Origin of the sequence: Diaphorobacter sp. HDW4A, assembly GCF_011305995.1 — a bacterium.
Lineage (GTDB): Bacteria > Pseudomonadota > Gammaproteobacteria > Burkholderiales > Burkholderiaceae_C > Diaphorobacter_A.
In genome coordinates this window covers 6,304,315-6,321,247 of the sequence record NZ_CP049910.1, presented here as the reverse complement: position 1 = coordinate 6,321,247, position 16,933 = coordinate 6,304,315, and the positions used below count along the sequence as shown (strand labels likewise).

Sequence of the window (16,933 nt, the reverse complement as noted above, 5' to 3'; positions counted from 1 at the left end):
ACCTCAGTGCAGCCAGGTCATCTTCACCATGAAACCGATGAAGAACGCCACGGCCACCGACACCAGAATCCATCCAAGTCGGGCGTTTGCTTTCTTCTGTTCCGGCGTTGCCATGGTGTCGATGTCTCCTGTGTTGTCTTCTGTTGTGCTTGTCGATGCCTGCGATCAGCCGATCACGCGGGTCGCGGTGGCGTCGAGTTTGGGCGGGTTCTCAAAGGTGTGGAACGGTGCGGGCGATGGAACTTCCCACTCCAGACCTTCTGCTGCTTCCCAAGGCTTGGCGGGTGCCTTCTCGCCCTTGTGACGCATGCCGGGCACGACCACGAACAAGAAGAAGTACACCTGCATCAAACCGAAGCCGAAGGCACCAATCGAGGCCAGCATGTTGAAGTCAGCAAACTGCATCGGATAGTCGGCATAGCGACGCGGCATGCCGGCCAGACCCAGGAAGTGCATCGGGAAGAAGGTCACGTTGAATGTGATCAACGAGCCCCAGAAGTGGATGCGGCCACGCGTTTCGGAATACATCACACCGGTCCACTTGGGCGCCCAGTAGTAGTAACCGGCAAACATGGAGAACAGCGAACCGGCCACCAGCACGTAGTGGAAGTGGGCCACCACGTAGTAAGTGTCCTGCAGCTGGATGTCGATGGGGGCCATCGACAGGATCAGACCGGTGAAGCCACCCATCGTGAACACGAAGATGAAGCCCACGCTGAACAGCATGGGGGTTTCGAAGGTCATTGAGCCGCGCCACATCGTCGCCACCCAGTTGAAGATCTTCACGGCCGTGGGCACGGAGATCAGCATGGTTGCGTACATGAAGAACAGCTGACCAGTCACCGGCATGCCGGTGGTGAACATGTGATGAGCCCAAACGATGAAGGACAGGATCGCGATCGATGCGGTTGCGTACACCATCGATGCGTAGCCGAACAGCTTCTTGCGGCTGAACGCAGGCACGATCTGGCTGACGATGCCGAAGGCCGGCAAGATCATGATGTACACCTCGGGGTGGCCGAAGAACCAGAAGATGTGCTGGTACATCACCGGGTCACCGCCACCGGCGGGGTTGAAAAAGCTGGTGCCGAAGTGGCGGTCCGTCAGCGTCATGGTTATCGCGCCGGCCAGCACAGGCATCACGGCGATCAGCAGGTAGGCGGTGATCAGCCAGGTCCAGCAGAACATGGGCATCTTCATCAACGTCATGCCGGGAGCGCGCATGTTCAGGATGGTCACGATGATGTTGATCGCGCCCATGATGGACGATGCACCCATGATGTGCATCGCGAAGATGCCGGCGTCCATCGAAGGACCCATCTGCAGCGTGAGCGGTGCGTACAGCGTCCAGCCCGCAGCAGGTGCACCGCCGGGCATGAAGAACGAACCGACCAGCATCGCAGCCGCAGGAATCAGCAGCCAGAAGCTGAAGTTGTTCATGCGGGCAAAGGCCATGTCGGATGCGCCGATCTGCAGCGGAATCATCCAGTTCGCAAAGCCAACGAAGGCCGGCATGATCGCGCCGAACACCATGATCAGGCCGTGCATGGTGGTGAGCTGATTGAACAGCTCAGGGTTCACCAATTGCAGGCCTGGCTTGAACAGTTCGGCGCGAATCAAGAGCGCCAAAATACCGCCCACCATGAGCATGGTGAACGAGAACAGCAGGTACAGCGTACCGATGTCCTTGTGATTGGTGGCAAACACCCAGCGACGCCACCCGTGCGGTGCGCCATGGTGGTCGTCATGGCCGTGATCGTGTGCGTGACCGTGGTTGTCCAGTACTGCGCTCATTTGTTATCTCCAATCGATCTTCTGTGCTGGACTCTTCACTGCGCTGCGACGACATCGACGCGGCGCGCCTGACGATCATCACCTGCCCCTGCGGTCACCGTCTCGGGCTTGCGCAGTTCGATGCGGTCGGCTGCCACACCATTGTCGGTCAGTACCTTGGCAACGGCCTGCGCGCGCTTCTTGGCGAGCTCGGCATTCACGTCGGCACTGCCGGTCGAATCGACAAACCCGGACAGGGCGATCTTGCCGTCCTTGTGTGCATTCCAGTAGTCAGCTGCGCGCTTGGCTTCGGCCTGCGCCTCGGGGCCGAGGTCGCTCTTGCCAGTCTCGAAGAAGATCTGGAACGGGCCGTTCGCGGATGCTGCTGCGGTTGCCCCGGCGCTGGCTGGAGCCGCTGCCGGAGCAGGCGTTGCCGCCGCCGGAGCCGCTGCACCGCCGCCCTCCGGGAACTTGCCGCCGCGCGCTGCCACGAATTCCGCCGGCTGCACCATCGTGCCAGTCTTGTTGCTCCAGTGGTTCTTGGCAAAGGTCACCACAGCCGCCAAATCAGTGTCGCTCAACTGCTTCCAGGAAGGCATTGCGCCATTGGCACGGCCTTCAAGCACGGCGTGCATCATGTCGGCGGTGGGGCCGAGCACCACGGGGCTGCCATCCAGTGCTTTGATAGGGCCAGCGCCCTTGCCGTTGGCCTGGTGGCAGGCCGCGCAGTTGGCGCCGTAGACCTTCTCACCGCGAGCGACCAGATCGGTCAGCGTCCAGACCTTGCTTGGATCATCCTTCTTGGCGTCGGCCTTCTTCTTCTCGCCCTCGACCCACTTGGAGTAGTCCTCTGCAGAGAGTACCTTCACATGGATCGGCATGTAGGCGTGTTCCTTGCCACACAGCTCGGCGCACTGACCGTAGTAGTCGCCGATCTTTTCGGCGCGAAACCACGTGTCGCGCACAAAGCCGGGGATCGCATCCTGCTTGATGCCGAACGATGGCACCATGAACGAGTGGATCACGTCATTGGCCGTGGTGATCACGCGCACCTTCTTGTTGACCGGAACCACCAGCGGGTTGTCCACCTTGAACAGGTAGTCGTTCGGCGCCTGGCTCACATCGCCGCTGTTGGACATCTGGCGCTGCGCCACATCCAGCGTAGAGATGAACGACAGCCCCTCACCCTCGCCGGAGAGGTAATCGTAGCCCCACTTCCACTGATAGCCCGTGGCTTTGACCGTGAGGTCGGCGTTGGTGGTGTCCTTCTGCGCGACCAGTACCTTGGTAGCTGGCAGTGCCATCAGGATCACGATGATGAAGGGAACAATGGTCCAGATCACTTCGACGGTGACGGACTCATGAAAATTCGCGGCCTTGGCGCCCTTGGACTTGCGATGCTTCCAGATGGAATAGAACATCACGGCGAACACGGCAATGAAGATCACCGTGCAGATGATCAACATCATCCAATGCAGGAAATGCTGCTCCTCAGCGATGCGCGTGACAGGTGGCGCAAGATTGAGCTGTTTGACTGCCGGTCCACCGGGAAGATCCTGAACCGCGTGGGCTGCTGTGCCCAACGTCGCCCCGGCCACCAGCAACATAGAAGCCAGCTTATTGGAAATGCTCTTCATAGTTCTCACTTACTTCTAAGCCTTAATTTGACCAATCCCTTGCCGCGTCCTCGTGGGTGAGACACCTAAGCAAAGCCATGCGAATTCCACTGACCAGACCATCCGGCAAGCCTCCCCTTCAACGGTTCAAAGCCAACCCAACAATCCGGAGTCCACATGAACCCGGTTTCCATCAAATCCAGACTGTTATCCGTCAGCCTGTTGTCTCCGCAATCCATCTTGAGATTAATCGAATTAACCCCGTTGAAACTTTTCGAATATCAACAGCATGCCTAGCGCTCAAAACTCCTGCAATCCGCGTTAGTCCTGAGACGAGCTGACATATGGCAATTCACATCTTGACCGTAATCAAGATATACACGGCAGGCCGTCGATGAACGACTCACCGGCAAAAAGTTCCGAATCCGCAATCAACAAGAATTGTAGCGCGCCTTGATGAAAATCATTGACACTGCCAGTCCCGCCCTCGGGATTGCGTCTCTATTGGCGACCTTTACGCAACATCGCACGCATATCCTGAAGAGACACTGCGCTATTGGCCTCGACGGGCACTCGGGGTTCGGGTTTGAAGGCGTGACCGTAAATAATCTCGAAGGTAATTGCCAATTGACCTCCCTGTGCAGAATCCGTTAAGCGTTCTGTCAACGCGAGCTCCAGCTTCTGTTTGAATCCGCGTCCACGCAATGCACCGAAACGCTGTGGGTGCAGATTGCGCCCCAATCCACGCAGCTCCTGCAGCAATCGCTCGGGAGTCGCAAACGTCAGCGTGATCCGCTCCATGTCCATCACCGGCTCGGCAAAACCGGCGTGCACTAGCATGTCGCCCCAGTCGTGCATGTCAGTCATCGAGTGGCCGGGCACCGGCCAGCCCATGTCGGCATAGAGCCTGTGGATTTCGCGCACCGTATCCGGGCCGAGGCAGGAAAACATCACATAGCCGCCCACCGCGAGCGCTTTGTGCCACTGCCCGATCAAGGCTTGAGGATTCGCAGCCGCATGCAAGGCCATGTTGGCCCAGAGCATCTGCACACTGGCATCCTCGGGCTTGCCGAACTGCTGCGAAGGCCCCGACCAGCGCCCGAGACTCCACCAAGGCTTGCCGAACAGCTCTTGAGCGCGCTGCTGACCCGCAGTCGACGAAGTCTCATGAATGCGGCTGGCCGCCTCGGCGAACTGCTGCTGCACGAGCGCATGTCCTTCGATGCCGCCATTGAGCGGATCCCAGTCGCACCAGTTCGCGGGCTTGGCCGCCATCCACTGCAGGCGATCCTGCATGCGGCGCGCGATTTCCTCGTGCAGCCAGGGCGAAGCATCCACGGCACGCGCGTGCCAGCGCTGCGCGGCGGCCGGGTCAATGGTGGGGGGGAGTTGTTGTTCAGACATCGGGAAGGCCGGATTGTAGGGAGATCATGCACATCACGAGTGAGAATGGGAATTCCGCCCTGCAGCGTCTGCGGCGCCACCTGCGGCACATATTTAGCCTGCTGCCAAGCCAGTGCGCGGTCTGCCACGGGTGGCCCGCGGCACGCATCTGCATGGCCTGCGTGGGACGATTTGTCCCACTGCGTCATCGCTGCCGCACCTGCGCGCTGCCGGTGGCTGCGGGCGTCTCCCAATGCGGCGAATGCCTGCTGCACCCTCCGGCCCTCGACGCCTGCTGCGCCGCGCTGGACTACGCCTACCCATGGGCCGATCTGATCGCGCAATTCAAGTTTCCCCCCTGCGATCCCGGCTGGGCTGCTGATCTGGGGCGTCTGCTGACGTGTGCCGCACAAGCTGCCCCGTTCGTTCACGAGGCCGAACTGGTGATTCCGGTGCCGCTATCCCTCGAACGGCTGACGGAACGCGGCTTCAACCAGTCGCTGCTGCTGGCCCGCCAGCTCAACACCAGAGACAAGATCCGCAGCGACCTGCTGCTGCGCGTCATCCACAGCCCGGCCCAGAGCCAGCTCTCTCGCGCCCAGCGCCTGCGCAATCTGCGCGCCTCGTTCGCGGTCGATCCGCTGCGTGCGCACCAGCTGCGAGGCCGCCGCGTGCTGCTCGTTGACGACGTGATGACCACCGGCGCAACGCTGCACACCGCAGCGCTGGCACTCAGACGCGCTGGAGCGGCGGAGGTGCGAGCGCTTGTGCTTGCGCGAACCGCATAGGGCATCGACATAGCGCCTGGCCGCGCTGTGCCATTCGAGGGCAACGACAATACGCCCACCATGTTTCACATTGTTCTCGTCGAACCCGAAATCCCGCCCAACACCGGTAACGTGATCCGGCTGGCCGCCAACACCGGGTGCATGCTGCATCTGGTCGAGCCGCTGGGCTTTTCCATGGAAGACCGCTACATGCGTCGCGCCGGGCTGGACTATCACGAATACGCCGACGTGCGAAAGCACGCGAGCTGGTCCGCTCTGATGCAGGACGAAAAGCCCGATCCCGCCCGCATGTTCGCGATGACCACGCGCGGCAGCCAACCTGTCTTCGATACGGCTTTCCGCGCCGGCGACTGGTTCGTGTTCGGCTCAGAATCCAAGGGCCTCGCGCCCGAGCTGCGCGATACGTTCCCACTCGAGCAGCGCCTGCGCCTGCCGATGCTGCCGGACCAACGCAGTCTCAACCTCTCCAACGCCGTGGCGGTGACCGTATTCGAAGCCTGGCGTCAGATCGGTTTTCTTCAGGCCGCTGGCGGCAAGGCGGCCTGACGCACTCAGCGGCCCTTACGCTCGGCAGCCTCGCGCTGCTCCGCCGCACGTGCCAACGCGGAGTGCACCGAATTGCGCGTGCGCTCGGTGAGGTATTCAACAAAGGCTTGGGTGCGCGTGGGCAGAAATTTGCGGCTGGGCAGCGCCGCGTAGAGCGTGAGCTGCCCGCTCGACCAGGGAGAGAGCACGCGCACCAGTCGGCCATCATTCAGATACTGCGCCACCAGATTGAGCGGCTGTGACGAGATGCCCGCACCGTCCAGTGTGGCGCGCAATATCGTGTCCAGATGATTGACCTGAAACGAGGGCTGCAGGTTGATCTCCACCGTCACGCCGTCCTGATCCGGATTGGTCAGTTGAATGTTCCCCGCGCGGCGCTCCGGGTGCCGGAAGGCCATGCAGTCGTGGGCCTTCAGGTCCTCAGGCCTGAGCAGCGGCGGCCGATCCTGCAAATACTGCGGTGATGCGCACAACACCCCCACGGTAGTGATGATCGGCCGCGCGATCAGGTTGGCGTTGAAATCGGTCGGCGCCGTCAACAGCTTGATGTCACAGTCGTTGACCGCCGTTGAGCGCGGCCCCATGACCTCGACCGACACATCGAATGTCACCCGCGGATGCAACTGCCGGAACCCCGCCACGACCGGCGCGAGCAAATGCGTGGCCAGCAGCGGCGATGTGACGATGCGCAGCACGCCCGCCACCTCCTGCGTATGGGCCTGCACAACGGCGCGCGCGTCCTCCACATCGTCCAGGATGTGGCGCACGCGATCCAGATAGGCCTCGCCCGCCTCGGTCAGTGACATCTTGCGTGTGGTTCGCTGGAGCAGTCGCGCACCCACATCGCTCTCCAGATCGGACATGTAGCGCGTCACCCCGGCAGGCGACATGTTCAGGGCCCGCGCTGCAGCGGCGAAACCGCCCTCGTCCACCACAGAACGAAAGATCTGCATGGCTTGGAGTTTGTCCATCAGAAGGACCCTTCTTCAAAAAGTTCAGTCTTTATTATTTCAGTTTTCAAAACAATGAATTGCTTAATAGGTAGTTTTTACCAATCGATGACAGGAATACAGTTCAAACATCGACGAGCAAAAGTCATTGCCCACCGAAAACCGAACAAATTCCAACCGTTGAGTCGTTGAAAGGAAAAAATCATGAAAAACATTCTGAATACCGCTGCAGTTGTTGCCGTCATCGCCATGGGCGCCGTGAGCGCACAGGCCCAAGTCCAAAGCGCCGAAGCCGGCTACGCCACCGACGTGGTGAACGCCCAGAGCACCCTGTCCCGTCAACAAGTGAGCAATACCTTCCTGGCTGCTCGCAAGGACGGTAGCCTGCCTCTGGCCGGTGGCGACAGCTACGCCGATCCAGTGAAGGATGCACGCGGCTCTTCGCTGGCACGTGGTGATGTGCAGCGTCAGGCTGGTGCTGCGGCCCAAGCAGGCAATGCCCTGCGCGGCGAAGGCTCGGTTCAGTAATCGCCCACTGACCGCAGTGACGCGTCAAGGCGCGAACGCTGCGGGCCTGACATAGGCACTCCACAAGCAAGAAAACACAAGGCCGCCCGGGTTTCGATCCGGGCGGCCTTGATGCTTTCCGTGGCCGTTGCCCGTGGCGCGATGTGACTCTCGCAACGTATGAAACAGGCGCGATCCAGGCGAGGGCAGCCGCGCAAGGGACGCCCCGCACGCTCGCTGCATCCCCCTGCCCGCGTTGCGCTAGCGATGCGAGAGCGGAGGAAGGCGCGAAGCGACTCAGGGGGTGTTTCTTCTGCGTTCTCCGATCAGGCGTCCAGCCAGTCGCAAATGCCCTGCCACTGCTCCAGATCGCGAGCGACCCGACCGGGCGCTACATCAAACACGCTGAGACCATGCGCGGCGAGGTGCACATAGTTCTGGGTGTCGCGCAGATAGCCGAGCACCGGCAGGCCAAGCCCCTCAATGAAGTGGTGCAACTGCTCGGATGCCAGTGTGCGGCCATCGACACGCATACCGACAATGCCCACCTGCACACCCTGCGCATGGCGGTGCTCGGCCAGTTCGCTGAGAAATTCCTGCGTGGCGAAGATGTCGAACACGCTGGCCTGCAGCGGCACGACTATCTTGTCTGCGAGCTTCAGGACTTCCTTGAGCAACTTCCCGTGCAGGCCCGCAGGCGTGTCAAGCACGGCATGGGTCACGTCCCTGGGCGGGCGCTCCATGTCGTCTGCGGAGATGTTCCAGCGGACGATGGGCCGGGCCGCCTCTGGGCGCTGCTGGAGCCACAGCCGCGAAGACTGCTGGCGATCCACGTCTCCGAGCACTACCGAGCCGCCCTCACGCGCGAAATAGCCCGCCATATTGGTGGACAGCGTGGACTTGCCAACGCCGCCCTTGGGATTTGTCACTGCAACCACCGCCATGCCCGACTCCTTTGCAGAATTTGGTAGCAATGGTAGTCGCTTGGTGTTTTTCACGCCAAGCTGCGTGTATTCACCTGCGTTGGGATGAGCCCGGTGAAAGCGCGAATCAGGCCGCGCTCTGGCCGCCGCGCTTGACGAAAAACAGCCCCGAACCGACCAGCATCAGCAGTCCGCCGAACACCCGGTTCTGGTTGCGCATGGCGCGCTCGCTACGCATCCAGCGACGCAGCGCGCTGGCACTGGCGGCGTAACACGTCATCACGATCATATCGACACCGATCAACGTGACCGCCATGACCGCCAACTGCGTCCACAGTGGCTTGGAGTCCGTCATGAACTGCGGCAGCACCGCGACCATGAAGACGATGCCCTTGGGATTGGTGGCATTGGTGAGCATGCCGGCGAGGATGCGGCGGCGCAGGCTCATGGGCGCCACCTCAGCGCCAGCCTCTATGGGATTGCCCGCGCCCGAGCGCCACTGCATGAAGCCCAGATAGATCAGGTAGCAGGCGCCCAGCACCTTGACCACGTTGAACGCCACCTCCGACGCCACCAGCAGCGAACCCACGCCCGCTCCCGCGACCAGCAGAATGAACAAAAGACCGATCTCCAGTCCGATGATCGTGCCCTCGGTCTTGCGCACGCCGTAGGACAGGCCGTGGCTCATGCTCAGAACGGCACCGGATCCGGGCGAGATGGCGATCAACCAGGACGCCACAAAAAAAGCCACCCACGTATGCCATTCCATCGCTTCACTCCACTTTCGTTAGCACGAGCCAAATACCAATTGCCGACTGGCAATTCAGGGGACTGAAATTCTATGCATCGGCAAGCGTCCGCGCTGAGTGTCGATGCATATCAGAGTACCAATCATGACAATAACGAATTTTTACAAATGCCGCGCGCGGTAAAAGTCCCGAGCGAGCACGGGGTGGTTATGGTGAATCAGAATCCGATCAGCGAGCCGGAACGCCCTGCTCCTCGTCCACGACGCACCATTCCGACAACAACAGCATCAACAACAACGGCCCATGTCCAACGCGCCCACCTGGCTCACCTACGGCTTCACTTATCTGGCGGCGGCCGTGATCGCCGTTCCCATCGCCCGCGCTCTTGGGCTGGGCGCCATCATCGGCTACCTTGCGGCAGGCATCGCCATCGGACCCTGGGGGCTTGGGCTGGTAAGCAACGTGCAGGACATTCTTCACTTTGCCGAATTCGGCGTGGTGCTGATGCTGTTCCTCATCGGCCTCGAGCTGCAGCCAAGCCGCCTGTGGAGCTTCAGGCGGCCGATCTTCGGCCTCGGCACCGCGCAGATGGCCGGATGTGCGGTATTGATCTGGGGCGTGGCCTGGGCGCTCGGCATGCCGTGGCGCGTGGCACTCGTGGGAGCGCTTGGCCTTGCGCTGTCGTCCACCGCGATTGCGCTGCAGTCCATCGAAGAGCGCAACCTCATGCGCACTGACAGCGGCCAGAAGGCGTTCTCGATCCTGCTGTTCCAGGACGTCGCCGCGATCCCGATCCTCGCGCTACTGCCGCTGCTCGGCGTGGGCGCCGAGGTGACGCAGGGCCACACCGCCCCGCACCACGACCCGACGCAAATGATGTGGGAGGCTGCCAAGATCATCGGCGTCGTCGGCGCCATCATCATCGGCGGCCGACTGCTGCTGCGCCCGCTGCTGCGCTGGATCGCCAAGAGCAAGACGCCCGAAATCTTCACCGCCACCGCGCTGTTCCTCGTGGTCAGCATCGCCATGCTGATGCTGACCGTTGGCTTGTCGATGGCGCTCGGTGCCTTTCTGGCTGGCGTGTTGCTGGCCGACAGCGAATTCCGCCGCGAGCTGGAAACCGACATCGAACCCTTCAAGGGTCTGCTGCTCGGCCTGTTCTTCATCGCGGTCGGCATGAGCATCGACTTCGGCGTGATCCTCGCCTCGCCATGGGCCATGCTCGCGCTGCTCGCCGGGTTTCTGGTGCTGAAAGCCATCGTCATCTACGCGCTCGCCACCATCACCAAGATGCCGTATCAGGAGCGCCCGGTGTTCACGCTGCTGCTCGCGCAGGGCGGTGAATTCGCCTTCGTCGTGTTCCAGACCGGCGCCACCTTCCGCGCGATTCCCGCCGAGACCGCATCGCTCTTGATCGGAGCGGTGGCGCTGTCCATGCTGCTCACGCCGCTGCTGCTGGTGGTGATGGACCGCGTGTTGCTCAAGCGCTTCGCCACACTCAAGAACATGCCCGACACCGTGAAGGAAATCTCCGAGCCGCAATCCGCGCCGGTCATCATCACGGGCTTCGGCCGCTACGGCCAGATCGTCGCACGCATGCTGCTCGCCCAGGGCACGCCCGCCACCGTGCTCGACCACAGCGTGGAAATGCTCGAAGTCGCCCACACCTTCGGCTACCGCGTGTTCTACGGCGATGCCACCCGCGTGAACCTGCTGCGCATCGCGGGCGCCGAGCACGCCAAGGTGATCGTCGTCGCGGTGGACACGCCCGAGCAATCCCTCAAGATCGTGCAGAACGTGAAAAAGCACTTTCCACACCTCAAGATCGTCGCCCGTGCCCGCGACGTGACGCACTGGAACCAGTTGCGCGACCTCGGCGTCACATGCGTGGAACGCGAACTCTTCGAATCCAGCCTAGTCACCGGCCGCACCGTACTCGAACTCGTAGGCCTCGCCCCCGAAGAAGCCGCCTACGTGACTGAGCGCTTTCGCAAACACAACATCGAGCTGGCCAACCTCATGTACCAGCACCACAACGACAACGCTGCCATGATCGCCGTCGCCAAACAAGGCCGCGCACAGCTCGTCGAACAGATGGCCAAGGAGCGACAGGAACACGAGCCCCCCAAAGATCGTCCGACAGCCGAACAGGAATCAATGGCGGTCTACGGAAAAAACCAGCACCCAGAAAAAGCGCCGGCCCACAACGACTGAGTCAACATCGAGAACGACGGCGAAACCCAAAGCCAACCGCCCTCGGAATCACAACTACAACAACAAAACAGCCCCTCAGGCCAGGCGCCGAAGCCGCAGACAGTAGTGTGACTACGGCAAGGCTTCGCAACAACGCACCAGGGGCTGTATTGGCGCCTCAAAAATGAGCGCCATCGAAGCCGAAGAGGCTTCGTGGAAACCAAACAGAAGAATCAATCGGCAGTAGCGCCGGAGGCCTTGACTACCTTGGCCCACTTGTCGGCTTCGGTCTTGATGAAGGCGGCGAATTGCTCGGGCGTCTCGCTGACCACTTCGCCCCCCTGCTCCTTGATCTTGTTGCGCACCGCAGGCGCAGCCAACGACTTCGCAAGCGCCGCGCTCAGCTTGTCCACCACAGGCTTGGGCGTACCCGCCGTAGTGAACAGACCAAACCACGAAGTCGCCTCATACCCCGGCACACCGGCTTCGGCAATCGTTGGAACGTCCGGCAACTCTGGCGAACGCTTGGCCGTGGTCACCGCGATGGGGCGCAGCTTGCCCGCACGCACATGCGAAATGGCGGACGGCATATTGTCGAACATGATCGCGATCTGGTTGCCGAGCAGGTCGGTCACTGCCGGCGCGCTGCCCTTGTAGGGCACGTGCACCATGTCGACCTTGGCCATCATCTTGAACAGCTCGCCCGACAGATGGATCGAGCTGCCACTGCCCGAAGAGCCAAAGTTGACCTGACCCGGATGCGCCTTGGCATACGCGATCAGCTCGGGCACGGTGCGAAACGGTTGGTTCGGATTGGCGACCAGCAGATTGGGCACATTCGCCACGCGCGACAGCGGCTGGAAATCCTTGCCCGGATTGAAGGGCATCTTCTTGTAGAGCGCCTCGTTGATCGCATGGGTTCCCACGGTTCCCATAAAGAGCGTGTAGCCGTCGGCTGGCGCGCGTGCGGCCAGTGCGCCGCCGATGTTGCCGCCCGCGCCTGCGCGGTTGTCCACCACTACGGTCTGACCGAGCTGCTTGCCCAGATCCTGCGCGATCACGCGCGCCAGGATGTCGGTGGTGCCACCGGCCGAAAACGGTACGACGATGGTGATCGGTTTGTTCGGAAAATTGTCGTTGGCCGTTGCGGCAAACGGCAGGGCCAGCGCGCAGGATGCCACGGCCAGGGTTGCCATGGTGGTCAGAGCGGTGCGACGCGGGGTGTTGCGAAGTGCCATGTGGTTTGTTTCCTCAATGCTTGAAAAGACGGATGTGCAATGCACAGCCCGCACCTTGTGGATGCGGGCCTTGTTTGTTATGTGACCCTGCGATGGGGATCTCAGTTCGAGATTGACATCATTCCTGCACAATGGACGACGGGTGGTTGGCCAGCGGCTTCACCTTGATTTCCATGAACGGGAACAGCGGCAAGTTGTTCAGCAGCGTGTGCAGCTCGTCGTTGCTGGCCACGTCAAAGATGCTGACGTTGGAGTACTCGCCCACCACACGCCACAGATGACGCCACTTGCCATCGCGCTGCAGTTGCTGCGAGTAGGCCTTTTCCTTGGCCTTGATTTCATTGACCACTTGCGGGTCCATCGAATGAGGGATCTTGACGATCATTTCGACCATGTACAGCATGAGATTGCTCCTTGGAAAAACGGTTGATGGTTGATGACTTGCGGGGAATGCGAAAACAAAAATCGAAAAATCAGAGATGCGGCCAAATGAGGATGACCGCAATGTAGATCGCGCCGATGACGAACATCGACACCACGGTGTAGCCCATGATGTCCTTGAGCTTCAGGCGTGACAATGCGAGCGCAGGCAGAATCCAGAACGGTTGCACCAGGTCATTCCAGGCATTGCCCAGCATGACCGACATCGCGGTCTGCGCGAGCGATGCGTTCATCGCGTTGGCCGCATCGATCATGAACGGGCCCTGCACCACCCAGTGACCGCCACCCGAGGGGGCGAAGAAGTTGATCAGGAACGAGCTGATCAGCCCCCAGAACGGCAGTGTGTTGGGCGTGGAGATGTTCACGAACACATGCGCGATGCTCTCGACCAGGCCCGAGCCCGCCATGATCGCCATGATGCCCGCGTAGAACGGGAACTGCAGGATGATGCCGCCAATAGTCTTCACACCTTCGTTGAGCTTCTCGACATAGTTCAACGGAGTGCCGAGCAGCAGCACGCCGAGAAACAGAATGAAGAAGTTGATCAGATTCAGATCCATCGTGCCATTGTTCATGAAGTGCATGACCACGTAGGCCATGCCGACAAGACCGATCAGCAGGCTCAGGATGCGGCTGTGATTGAGCTTGTGCGCAATGGTGTTCTCGTCGCCGAGCAGACTCTCGCCGATGGTTTTCTTAGGCGCATCGTTGTCGAGTGAGGGATCGATCTCGGTCACTGTCTCGCCCGCCTTGGGATGCATGGCGGCGTTGAGCAGCGGCAGCACGATCAGCACGGCCAGCGAGGTGAGCAGGATGGGCGCCGAGAAGATGGTTTCGGTCAGCGGGATCAGGCCCATCTTCGACTCGAAGGCGTGGCCCTTGGTGGAGATCAGCACGGGAATCGTGGCCGAGAAGCCGAGGCCGTACATCGTGAAGCCGCTGTACGCCGACGCGATGATGAGCGGATAGTGCACGCCCTTGACGCGGCGCGCGAGCTTCTTGGCGACGATGCCGCCGATCATCAGGCCGAAGCCCCAGTTCAGATAGCTGCCGATGCAGCCCACGAGCGTGGCCACGATGATGGCCTTGCGCGGGCTGTGCACGCGGTCAACCACGCTGTTGAGCAGGCGGTCAACCAGCGGCGCGGAGGCGAGCACATAGCCCATCGCCAGAATCACCGCCATCTGGGTGGTGAAGGCCAGCAGGCTCCAGAAGCCCTTGCCCCAGTCCATGGTGGTGGCCGTCGGCAGACGACCCTCCACCACGACGGCCAGCACCATAGTGAGCAGCGTGAGCAGAATCGCGAAGACGAACGGATCGGGCAGGTAGCGCCGCATCAGCTCGGTGAAGAATGCAGTGATCTTGGACATGTAGAACGCTTGTCATTTGTGAGGAGCAAGGTTGCGCCACGCCTTCCCGCGCAATGCAGCCGGACCCTGTCCGGCGCACCACGTGAAGGCCGCCGCCCCGTCCCCGTTGTTTTGTTTTGAGTTGCTTAGGGGCCTTCTGCACAAATCAGATCGACGCATGCTTGTCGATCGATTTGTGCAGAGGGTCCCCAGAAAGACTGACCGAATTTGCAGATCAGACGCCGGCCACGCCGACTGTCATGCCGCCGCAGACATACAGAACCTGACCCGTCACGAAGCCGCTGCGCGCATCAAGCAAATAAGCAGTCGCGTGCGCCACGTCATCGGGCGTACCCACGCGCTTGACCGGCACCGCGTTGATGATGGCCTGCGTGCGCGGCGCATCGGGCGGGTTGGCCTTGTCGAACAGGTCGGTGCGGATCGGTCCGGGGCCAATGGCGTTGGCGGTGATGCCGAACTTGCCGAGCTCCAACGCCCACACGCGCGTCATGCCGATGAGGCCTGCCTTGGTCGCGGAATACGCGGTACGCAGATCCTTGCCCAGCGCGGCGCGCGAGGACATGTTGACGATGCGGCCAAAGCCCGCTGCCTTCATGCCCGGCAACAGCGCCTGCATGCATTGCAGCGAGCAGCGCAGATTGAGCGCATAGGCCAGATCGAACTGCTCGAGCGTCTGCGCTTCGGCCTCGGCCGGAACGACCACGCCCACATTGTTCACCAATCGGGTGATGGGGCCACCGGCCAGCGCCTGCTCAAGAGCGCGCGCGGTTTCGGCAGGGTTCGACAGATCGGCCTGGATTCCGCCCGGCACATGCTCGACCACGCGGTCGATCACGATGGGCTCGTAGCCGTCGGCACGGCAGCGCTCGGCCGTGGCGGCACCGATGCCGGCACCTCCACCGGTGATGAGAACGCGTTCGCGCTTGTCTTGGGTTGTCATGAAAAAAAGTCTCCAAGGGGAATATCGCAGGCCACCCGAAGGCAGCCGCGCTCGTCACAGATAGCTGCGACCCTCCACATACGCCTTGCGCCAACGCGTGAGCGTCACGCGCTCGAACAGGCCCACCGCATAAAACGGATCCGCTTCAATGAAGCGCTGGGCTTCCTCGCGCGTGTCCAGCGCCACCACATACAGGCCGCCCCCAAGGTCCGTGCCGTCGTCGGCCAGCTTGGCGCCGCATGCATGCAGCAGGTGCTTGTTGCGCTCCAGATATTCCAGGTGCGCGGCGCGCGCTGCACGGCGCACTTCCTGGTGATCCGGTTTGTCGAAGGTCTCGATGATGTAGGGCACAGCTTTGTCTCCTGTGGCATGTCCGCTGGGGACATGCGTCGTTGCCGGATCCATGGAGCGTCCGGCGGCTCGTGTCGAACAAATGTCAGTTCACACCGTCGCCACAGGGGTGACGGGTGAGGCGATCGCTCCGGGCAAATTCAGCGGCGGAGCGGTCAGCAGAAAACGATTGCGTCCACGCGCGCGCAGCCATTGGGCCAGCGGCGTGAGATGCCAGAGCTCACCCAGATGCACGCCGAGTTTGAACAGGCAATGCTCATGCAAAGGCAGTGCCGCACAACAAGCAGCGCCTTGCTTTGCGGGGAAGGCCTCGACGGCGTAGTTGTCTGCCGCGATGGCGGCGAGCTGACTGTCGGTAATCCAGTTCAGCAGCTTCTCGTCGCGGCCATCGAGCACCGCACAGGCGGCGCCGAGCACGGCGGGGTCGGGTTGCTTCTTCATGTCCAGCACGCGCTGTGCAAAGCCGGTGTGCAGGCAGACGATGTCCCCCGGCTGCACCACGACGCGGTCCGCGTCCATCACGCGCATCAGCGTGTCGTAGCCAACCACCGTGCGCTCGTCACCGAGGTGCGCGCGCAGATCGATCATCACGCCTCGCCCCTGTACGCCATTTGCAGCCATGGCTTCGATGCCCAGCGGGCCTGCGGACGATGTGCTTTTCGCCGCGCCAGGCGCTGCGGGCACGCCGCAGTCGCTCACATCGCTCGGCCCCACCACGTCGCGCCCCGCGCGAAAGCCGTTGTAGTAGACGGCTTCGGGCAGCCCATCGCCATTCGCGTCGAACATGCCGCCCGCGTGCGCGAGGCCGTCCCACTGCGTGGAGTACTGCAGATGCAGGATCGCCAGATCGTCGGACAGCACATCGGTGCGGCCCGGTTCGAGTTCGCCCAGCAGGCAGTTGAAGTTGACCAGCCCCTTGCGCAGCAGGGGCCGCAGCACGGGTGGATTGCGATTCGGATTGAGCGCATTGCCGCCGGGATAGTCGAGCGGCAGGCTTAGCGAAAAGCGCAGACCTTCCTGCACCTCCGCCGCGCCCTGGCGCACTTTCTCGGGCGTGAGCAGATTCAGGCGACCAAGCTGGTCGTCCGCGCCGAAGTCGCCCCAGGTCGAACCCTCGGGGCGCTGCTTCCAGCGCGGGTTGTTGTCGACTGTCTTTTCACCCATC

17 protein-coding genes are annotated in these 16,933 nt (G+C 61.8%); 4 read left to right on the top strand and 13 right to left on the bottom strand.

All coding sequences use genetic code 11. From position 1 onward, the window contains the following. Positions 1-3: 3 nt before the first annotated feature. The 4 genes from G7047_RS31225 to G7047_RS28685 form a co-directional block, all read right to left on the bottom strand. Positions 4-114 (bottom strand): cytochrome oxidase small assembly protein, encoded by a 111-nt coding sequence (locus G7047_RS31225; RefSeq protein ID WP_228529531.1) that lies wholly within the window; start codon positions 112-114, stop codon positions 4-6. A gap of 51 nt (positions 115-165) precedes the next feature. Beyond that, positions 166-1,794: a cytochrome c oxidase subunit I gene (gene ctaD / locus G7047_RS28695; protein WP_166311684.1), complete on the bottom strand. Its 1,629-nt coding sequence runs from the start codon at positions 1,792-1,794 to the stop codon at positions 166-168. 35 nt (positions 1,795-1,829) lie between these two features. After that, complete coding sequence (gene coxB / locus G7047_RS28690) at positions 1,830-3,410, bottom strand: cytochrome c oxidase subunit II (protein WP_166311683.1); 1,581 nt, start codon at positions 3,408-3,410, stop codon at positions 1,830-1,832. Between the two features lie 480 nt (positions 3,411-3,890). Next, positions 3,891-4,793, bottom strand: a complete 903-nt coding sequence (locus G7047_RS28685; protein WP_166311682.1) for a biotin synthase — start codon at positions 4,791-4,793, stop codon at positions 3,891-3,893. 26 nt (positions 4,794-4,819) lie between these two features. Between G7047_RS28685 and G7047_RS28680 the strand changes: the two genes are divergently transcribed. Then, entirely contained in the window at positions 4,820-5,560 is a 741-nt protein-coding gene (locus G7047_RS28680) for a phosphoribosyltransferase family protein (protein ID WP_166311681.1), read from the top strand. A gap of 60 nt (positions 5,561-5,620) precedes the next feature. Further along, the gene (gene trmL / locus G7047_RS28675) at positions 5,621-6,106 is read left to right on the top strand and encodes a tRNA (uridine(34)/cytosine(34)/5-carboxymethylaminomethyluridine(34)-2'-O)-methyltransferase TrmL (protein WP_166311680.1); all 486 of its coding nucleotides are present in this window, start codon (positions 5,621-5,623) and stop codon (positions 6,104-6,106) included. Between the two features lie 5 nt (positions 6,107-6,111). Here trmL and G7047_RS28670 read toward each other — a convergent pair whose 3' ends face one another. Further along, positions 6,112-7,077: a LysR family transcriptional regulator gene (locus tag G7047_RS28670; RefSeq protein ID WP_166311679.1), complete on the bottom strand. Its 966-nt coding sequence runs from the start codon at positions 7,075-7,077 to the stop codon at positions 6,112-6,114. Positions 7,078-7,260: 183 nt separating this feature from the next. Here G7047_RS28670 and G7047_RS28665 point away from each other — a divergent pair, with 183 nt between their 5' ends. Next, complete coding sequence (locus tag G7047_RS28665) at positions 7,261-7,584, top strand: DUF4148 domain-containing protein (protein WP_166311678.1); 324 nt, start codon at positions 7,261-7,263, stop codon at positions 7,582-7,584. Between the two features lie 305 nt (positions 7,585-7,889). Here G7047_RS28665 and G7047_RS28660 read toward each other — a convergent pair whose 3' ends face one another. Together G7047_RS28660 and G7047_RS28655 are read right to left on the bottom strand one after the other, a co-directional pair. Next, on the bottom strand, positions 7,890-8,507 hold the full coding sequence (locus tag G7047_RS28660) for a ParA family protein (RefSeq protein WP_166311677.1): 618 nt from the start codon (positions 8,505-8,507) through the stop codon (positions 7,890-7,892). A gap of 106 nt (positions 8,508-8,613) precedes the next feature. Next, entirely contained in the window at positions 8,614-9,255 is a 642-nt protein-coding gene (locus G7047_RS28655) for a LysE family transporter (protein ID WP_166311676.1), read from the bottom strand. A gap of 283 nt (positions 9,256-9,538) precedes the next feature. Between G7047_RS28655 and kefC the strand changes: the two genes are divergently transcribed. Then, positions 9,539-11,449 carry a glutathione-regulated potassium-efflux system protein KefC gene (gene kefC / locus G7047_RS28650; RefSeq protein WP_166311675.1) on the top strand — a complete coding sequence of 637 codons (1,911 nt, stop codon included), beginning with the start codon at positions 9,539-9,541 and terminating at the stop codon, positions 11,447-11,449. A 212-nt stretch (positions 11,450-11,661) separates the two neighbouring features. On the opposite strand, the gene G7047_RS28645 is transcribed toward kefC, so the two are convergent. From G7047_RS28645 to G7047_RS28620, 6 genes are all read right to left on the bottom strand, one after another. Beyond that, entirely contained in the window at positions 11,662-12,666 is a 1,005-nt protein-coding gene (locus tag G7047_RS28645; RefSeq protein WP_166311674.1) for a tripartite tricarboxylate transporter substrate binding protein, read from the bottom strand. A gap of 118 nt (positions 12,667-12,784) precedes the next feature. Further along, positions 12,785-13,069: a muconolactone Delta-isomerase gene (gene catC, locus G7047_RS28640; RefSeq protein WP_166311673.1), complete on the bottom strand. Its 285-nt coding sequence runs from the start codon at positions 13,067-13,069 to the stop codon at positions 12,785-12,787. A 70-nt stretch (positions 13,070-13,139) separates the two neighbouring features. Further along, on the bottom strand, positions 13,140-14,477 hold the full coding sequence (locus G7047_RS28635; protein ID WP_166311672.1) for a short-chain fatty acid transporter: 1,338 nt from the start codon (positions 14,475-14,477) through the stop codon (positions 13,140-13,142). A gap of 214 nt (positions 14,478-14,691) precedes the next feature. Next, entirely contained in the window at positions 14,692-15,417 is a 726-nt protein-coding gene (locus G7047_RS28630; RefSeq protein WP_166311671.1) for an SDR family oxidoreductase, read from the bottom strand. 54 nt (positions 15,418-15,471) lie between these two features. Beyond that, complete coding sequence (locus G7047_RS28625) at positions 15,472-15,768, bottom strand: YciI family protein (RefSeq protein ID WP_166312312.1); 297 nt, start codon at positions 15,766-15,768, stop codon at positions 15,472-15,474. A 90-nt stretch (positions 15,769-15,858) separates the two neighbouring features. Next, positions 15,859-16,932 (bottom strand): cyclase family protein, encoded by a 1,074-nt coding sequence (locus tag G7047_RS28620; protein WP_166312311.1) that lies wholly within the window; start codon positions 16,930-16,932, stop codon positions 15,859-15,861. Between the last annotated feature and the right edge of the window lies 1 nt (position 16,933).

Excerpts from the sequence above, each read along its gene's own strand:
- G7047_RS31225 (WP_228529531.1), bottom strand. The coding sequence starts at position 114 with ATGGCAACGCCGGAACAGAAGAAAGCAAACGCCCGACTTGGATGGATT.
- ctaD (WP_166311684.1), bottom strand. The coding sequence starts at position 1,794 with ATGAGCGCAGTACTGGACAACCACGGTCACGCACACGATCACGGCCAT.
- coxB (WP_166311683.1), bottom strand. The coding sequence starts at position 3,410 with ATGAAGAGCATTTCCAATAAGCTGGCTTCTATGTTGCTGGTGGCCGGG.
- G7047_RS28685 (WP_166311682.1), bottom strand. The coding sequence starts at position 4,793 with ATGTCTGAACAACAACTCCCCCCCACCATTGACCCGGCCGCCGCGCAG.
- G7047_RS28680 (WP_166311681.1), top strand. The coding sequence starts at position 4,820 with ATGCACATCACGAGTGAGAATGGGAATTCCGCCCTGCAGCGTCTGCGG.
- trmL (WP_166311680.1), top strand. The coding sequence starts at position 5,621 with ATGTTTCACATTGTTCTCGTCGAACCCGAAATCCCGCCCAACACCGGT.
- G7047_RS28670 (WP_166311679.1), bottom strand. The coding sequence starts at position 7,077 with ATGGACAAACTCCAAGCCATGCAGATCTTTCGTTCTGTGGTGGACGAG.
- G7047_RS28665 (WP_166311678.1), top strand. The coding sequence starts at position 7,261 with ATGAAAAACATTCTGAATACCGCTGCAGTTGTTGCCGTCATCGCCATG.
- G7047_RS28660 (WP_166311677.1), bottom strand. The coding sequence starts at position 8,507 with ATGGCGGTGGTTGCAGTGACAAATCCCAAGGGCGGCGTTGGCAAGTCC.
- G7047_RS28655 (WP_166311676.1), bottom strand. The coding sequence starts at position 9,255 with ATGGAATGGCATACGTGGGTGGCTTTTTTTGTGGCGTCCTGGTTGATC.
- kefC (WP_166311675.1), top strand. The coding sequence starts at position 9,539 with ATGTCCAACGCGCCCACCTGGCTCACCTACGGCTTCACTTATCTGGCG.
- G7047_RS28645 (WP_166311674.1), bottom strand. The coding sequence starts at position 12,666 with ATGGCACTTCGCAACACCCCGCGTCGCACCGCTCTGACCACCATGGCA.
- catC (WP_166311673.1), bottom strand. The coding sequence starts at position 13,069 with ATGCTGTACATGGTCGAAATGATCGTCAAGATCCCTCATTCGATGGAC.
- G7047_RS28635 (WP_166311672.1), bottom strand. The coding sequence starts at position 14,477 with ATGTCCAAGATCACTGCATTCTTCACCGAGCTGATGCGGCGCTACCTG.
- G7047_RS28630 (WP_166311671.1), bottom strand. The coding sequence starts at position 15,417 with ATGACAACCCAAGACAAGCGCGAACGCGTTCTCATCACCGGTGGAGGT.
- G7047_RS28620 (WP_166312311.1), bottom strand. The coding sequence starts at position 16,932 with ATGGGTGAAAAGACAGTCGACAACAACCCGCGCTGGAAGCAGCGCCCC.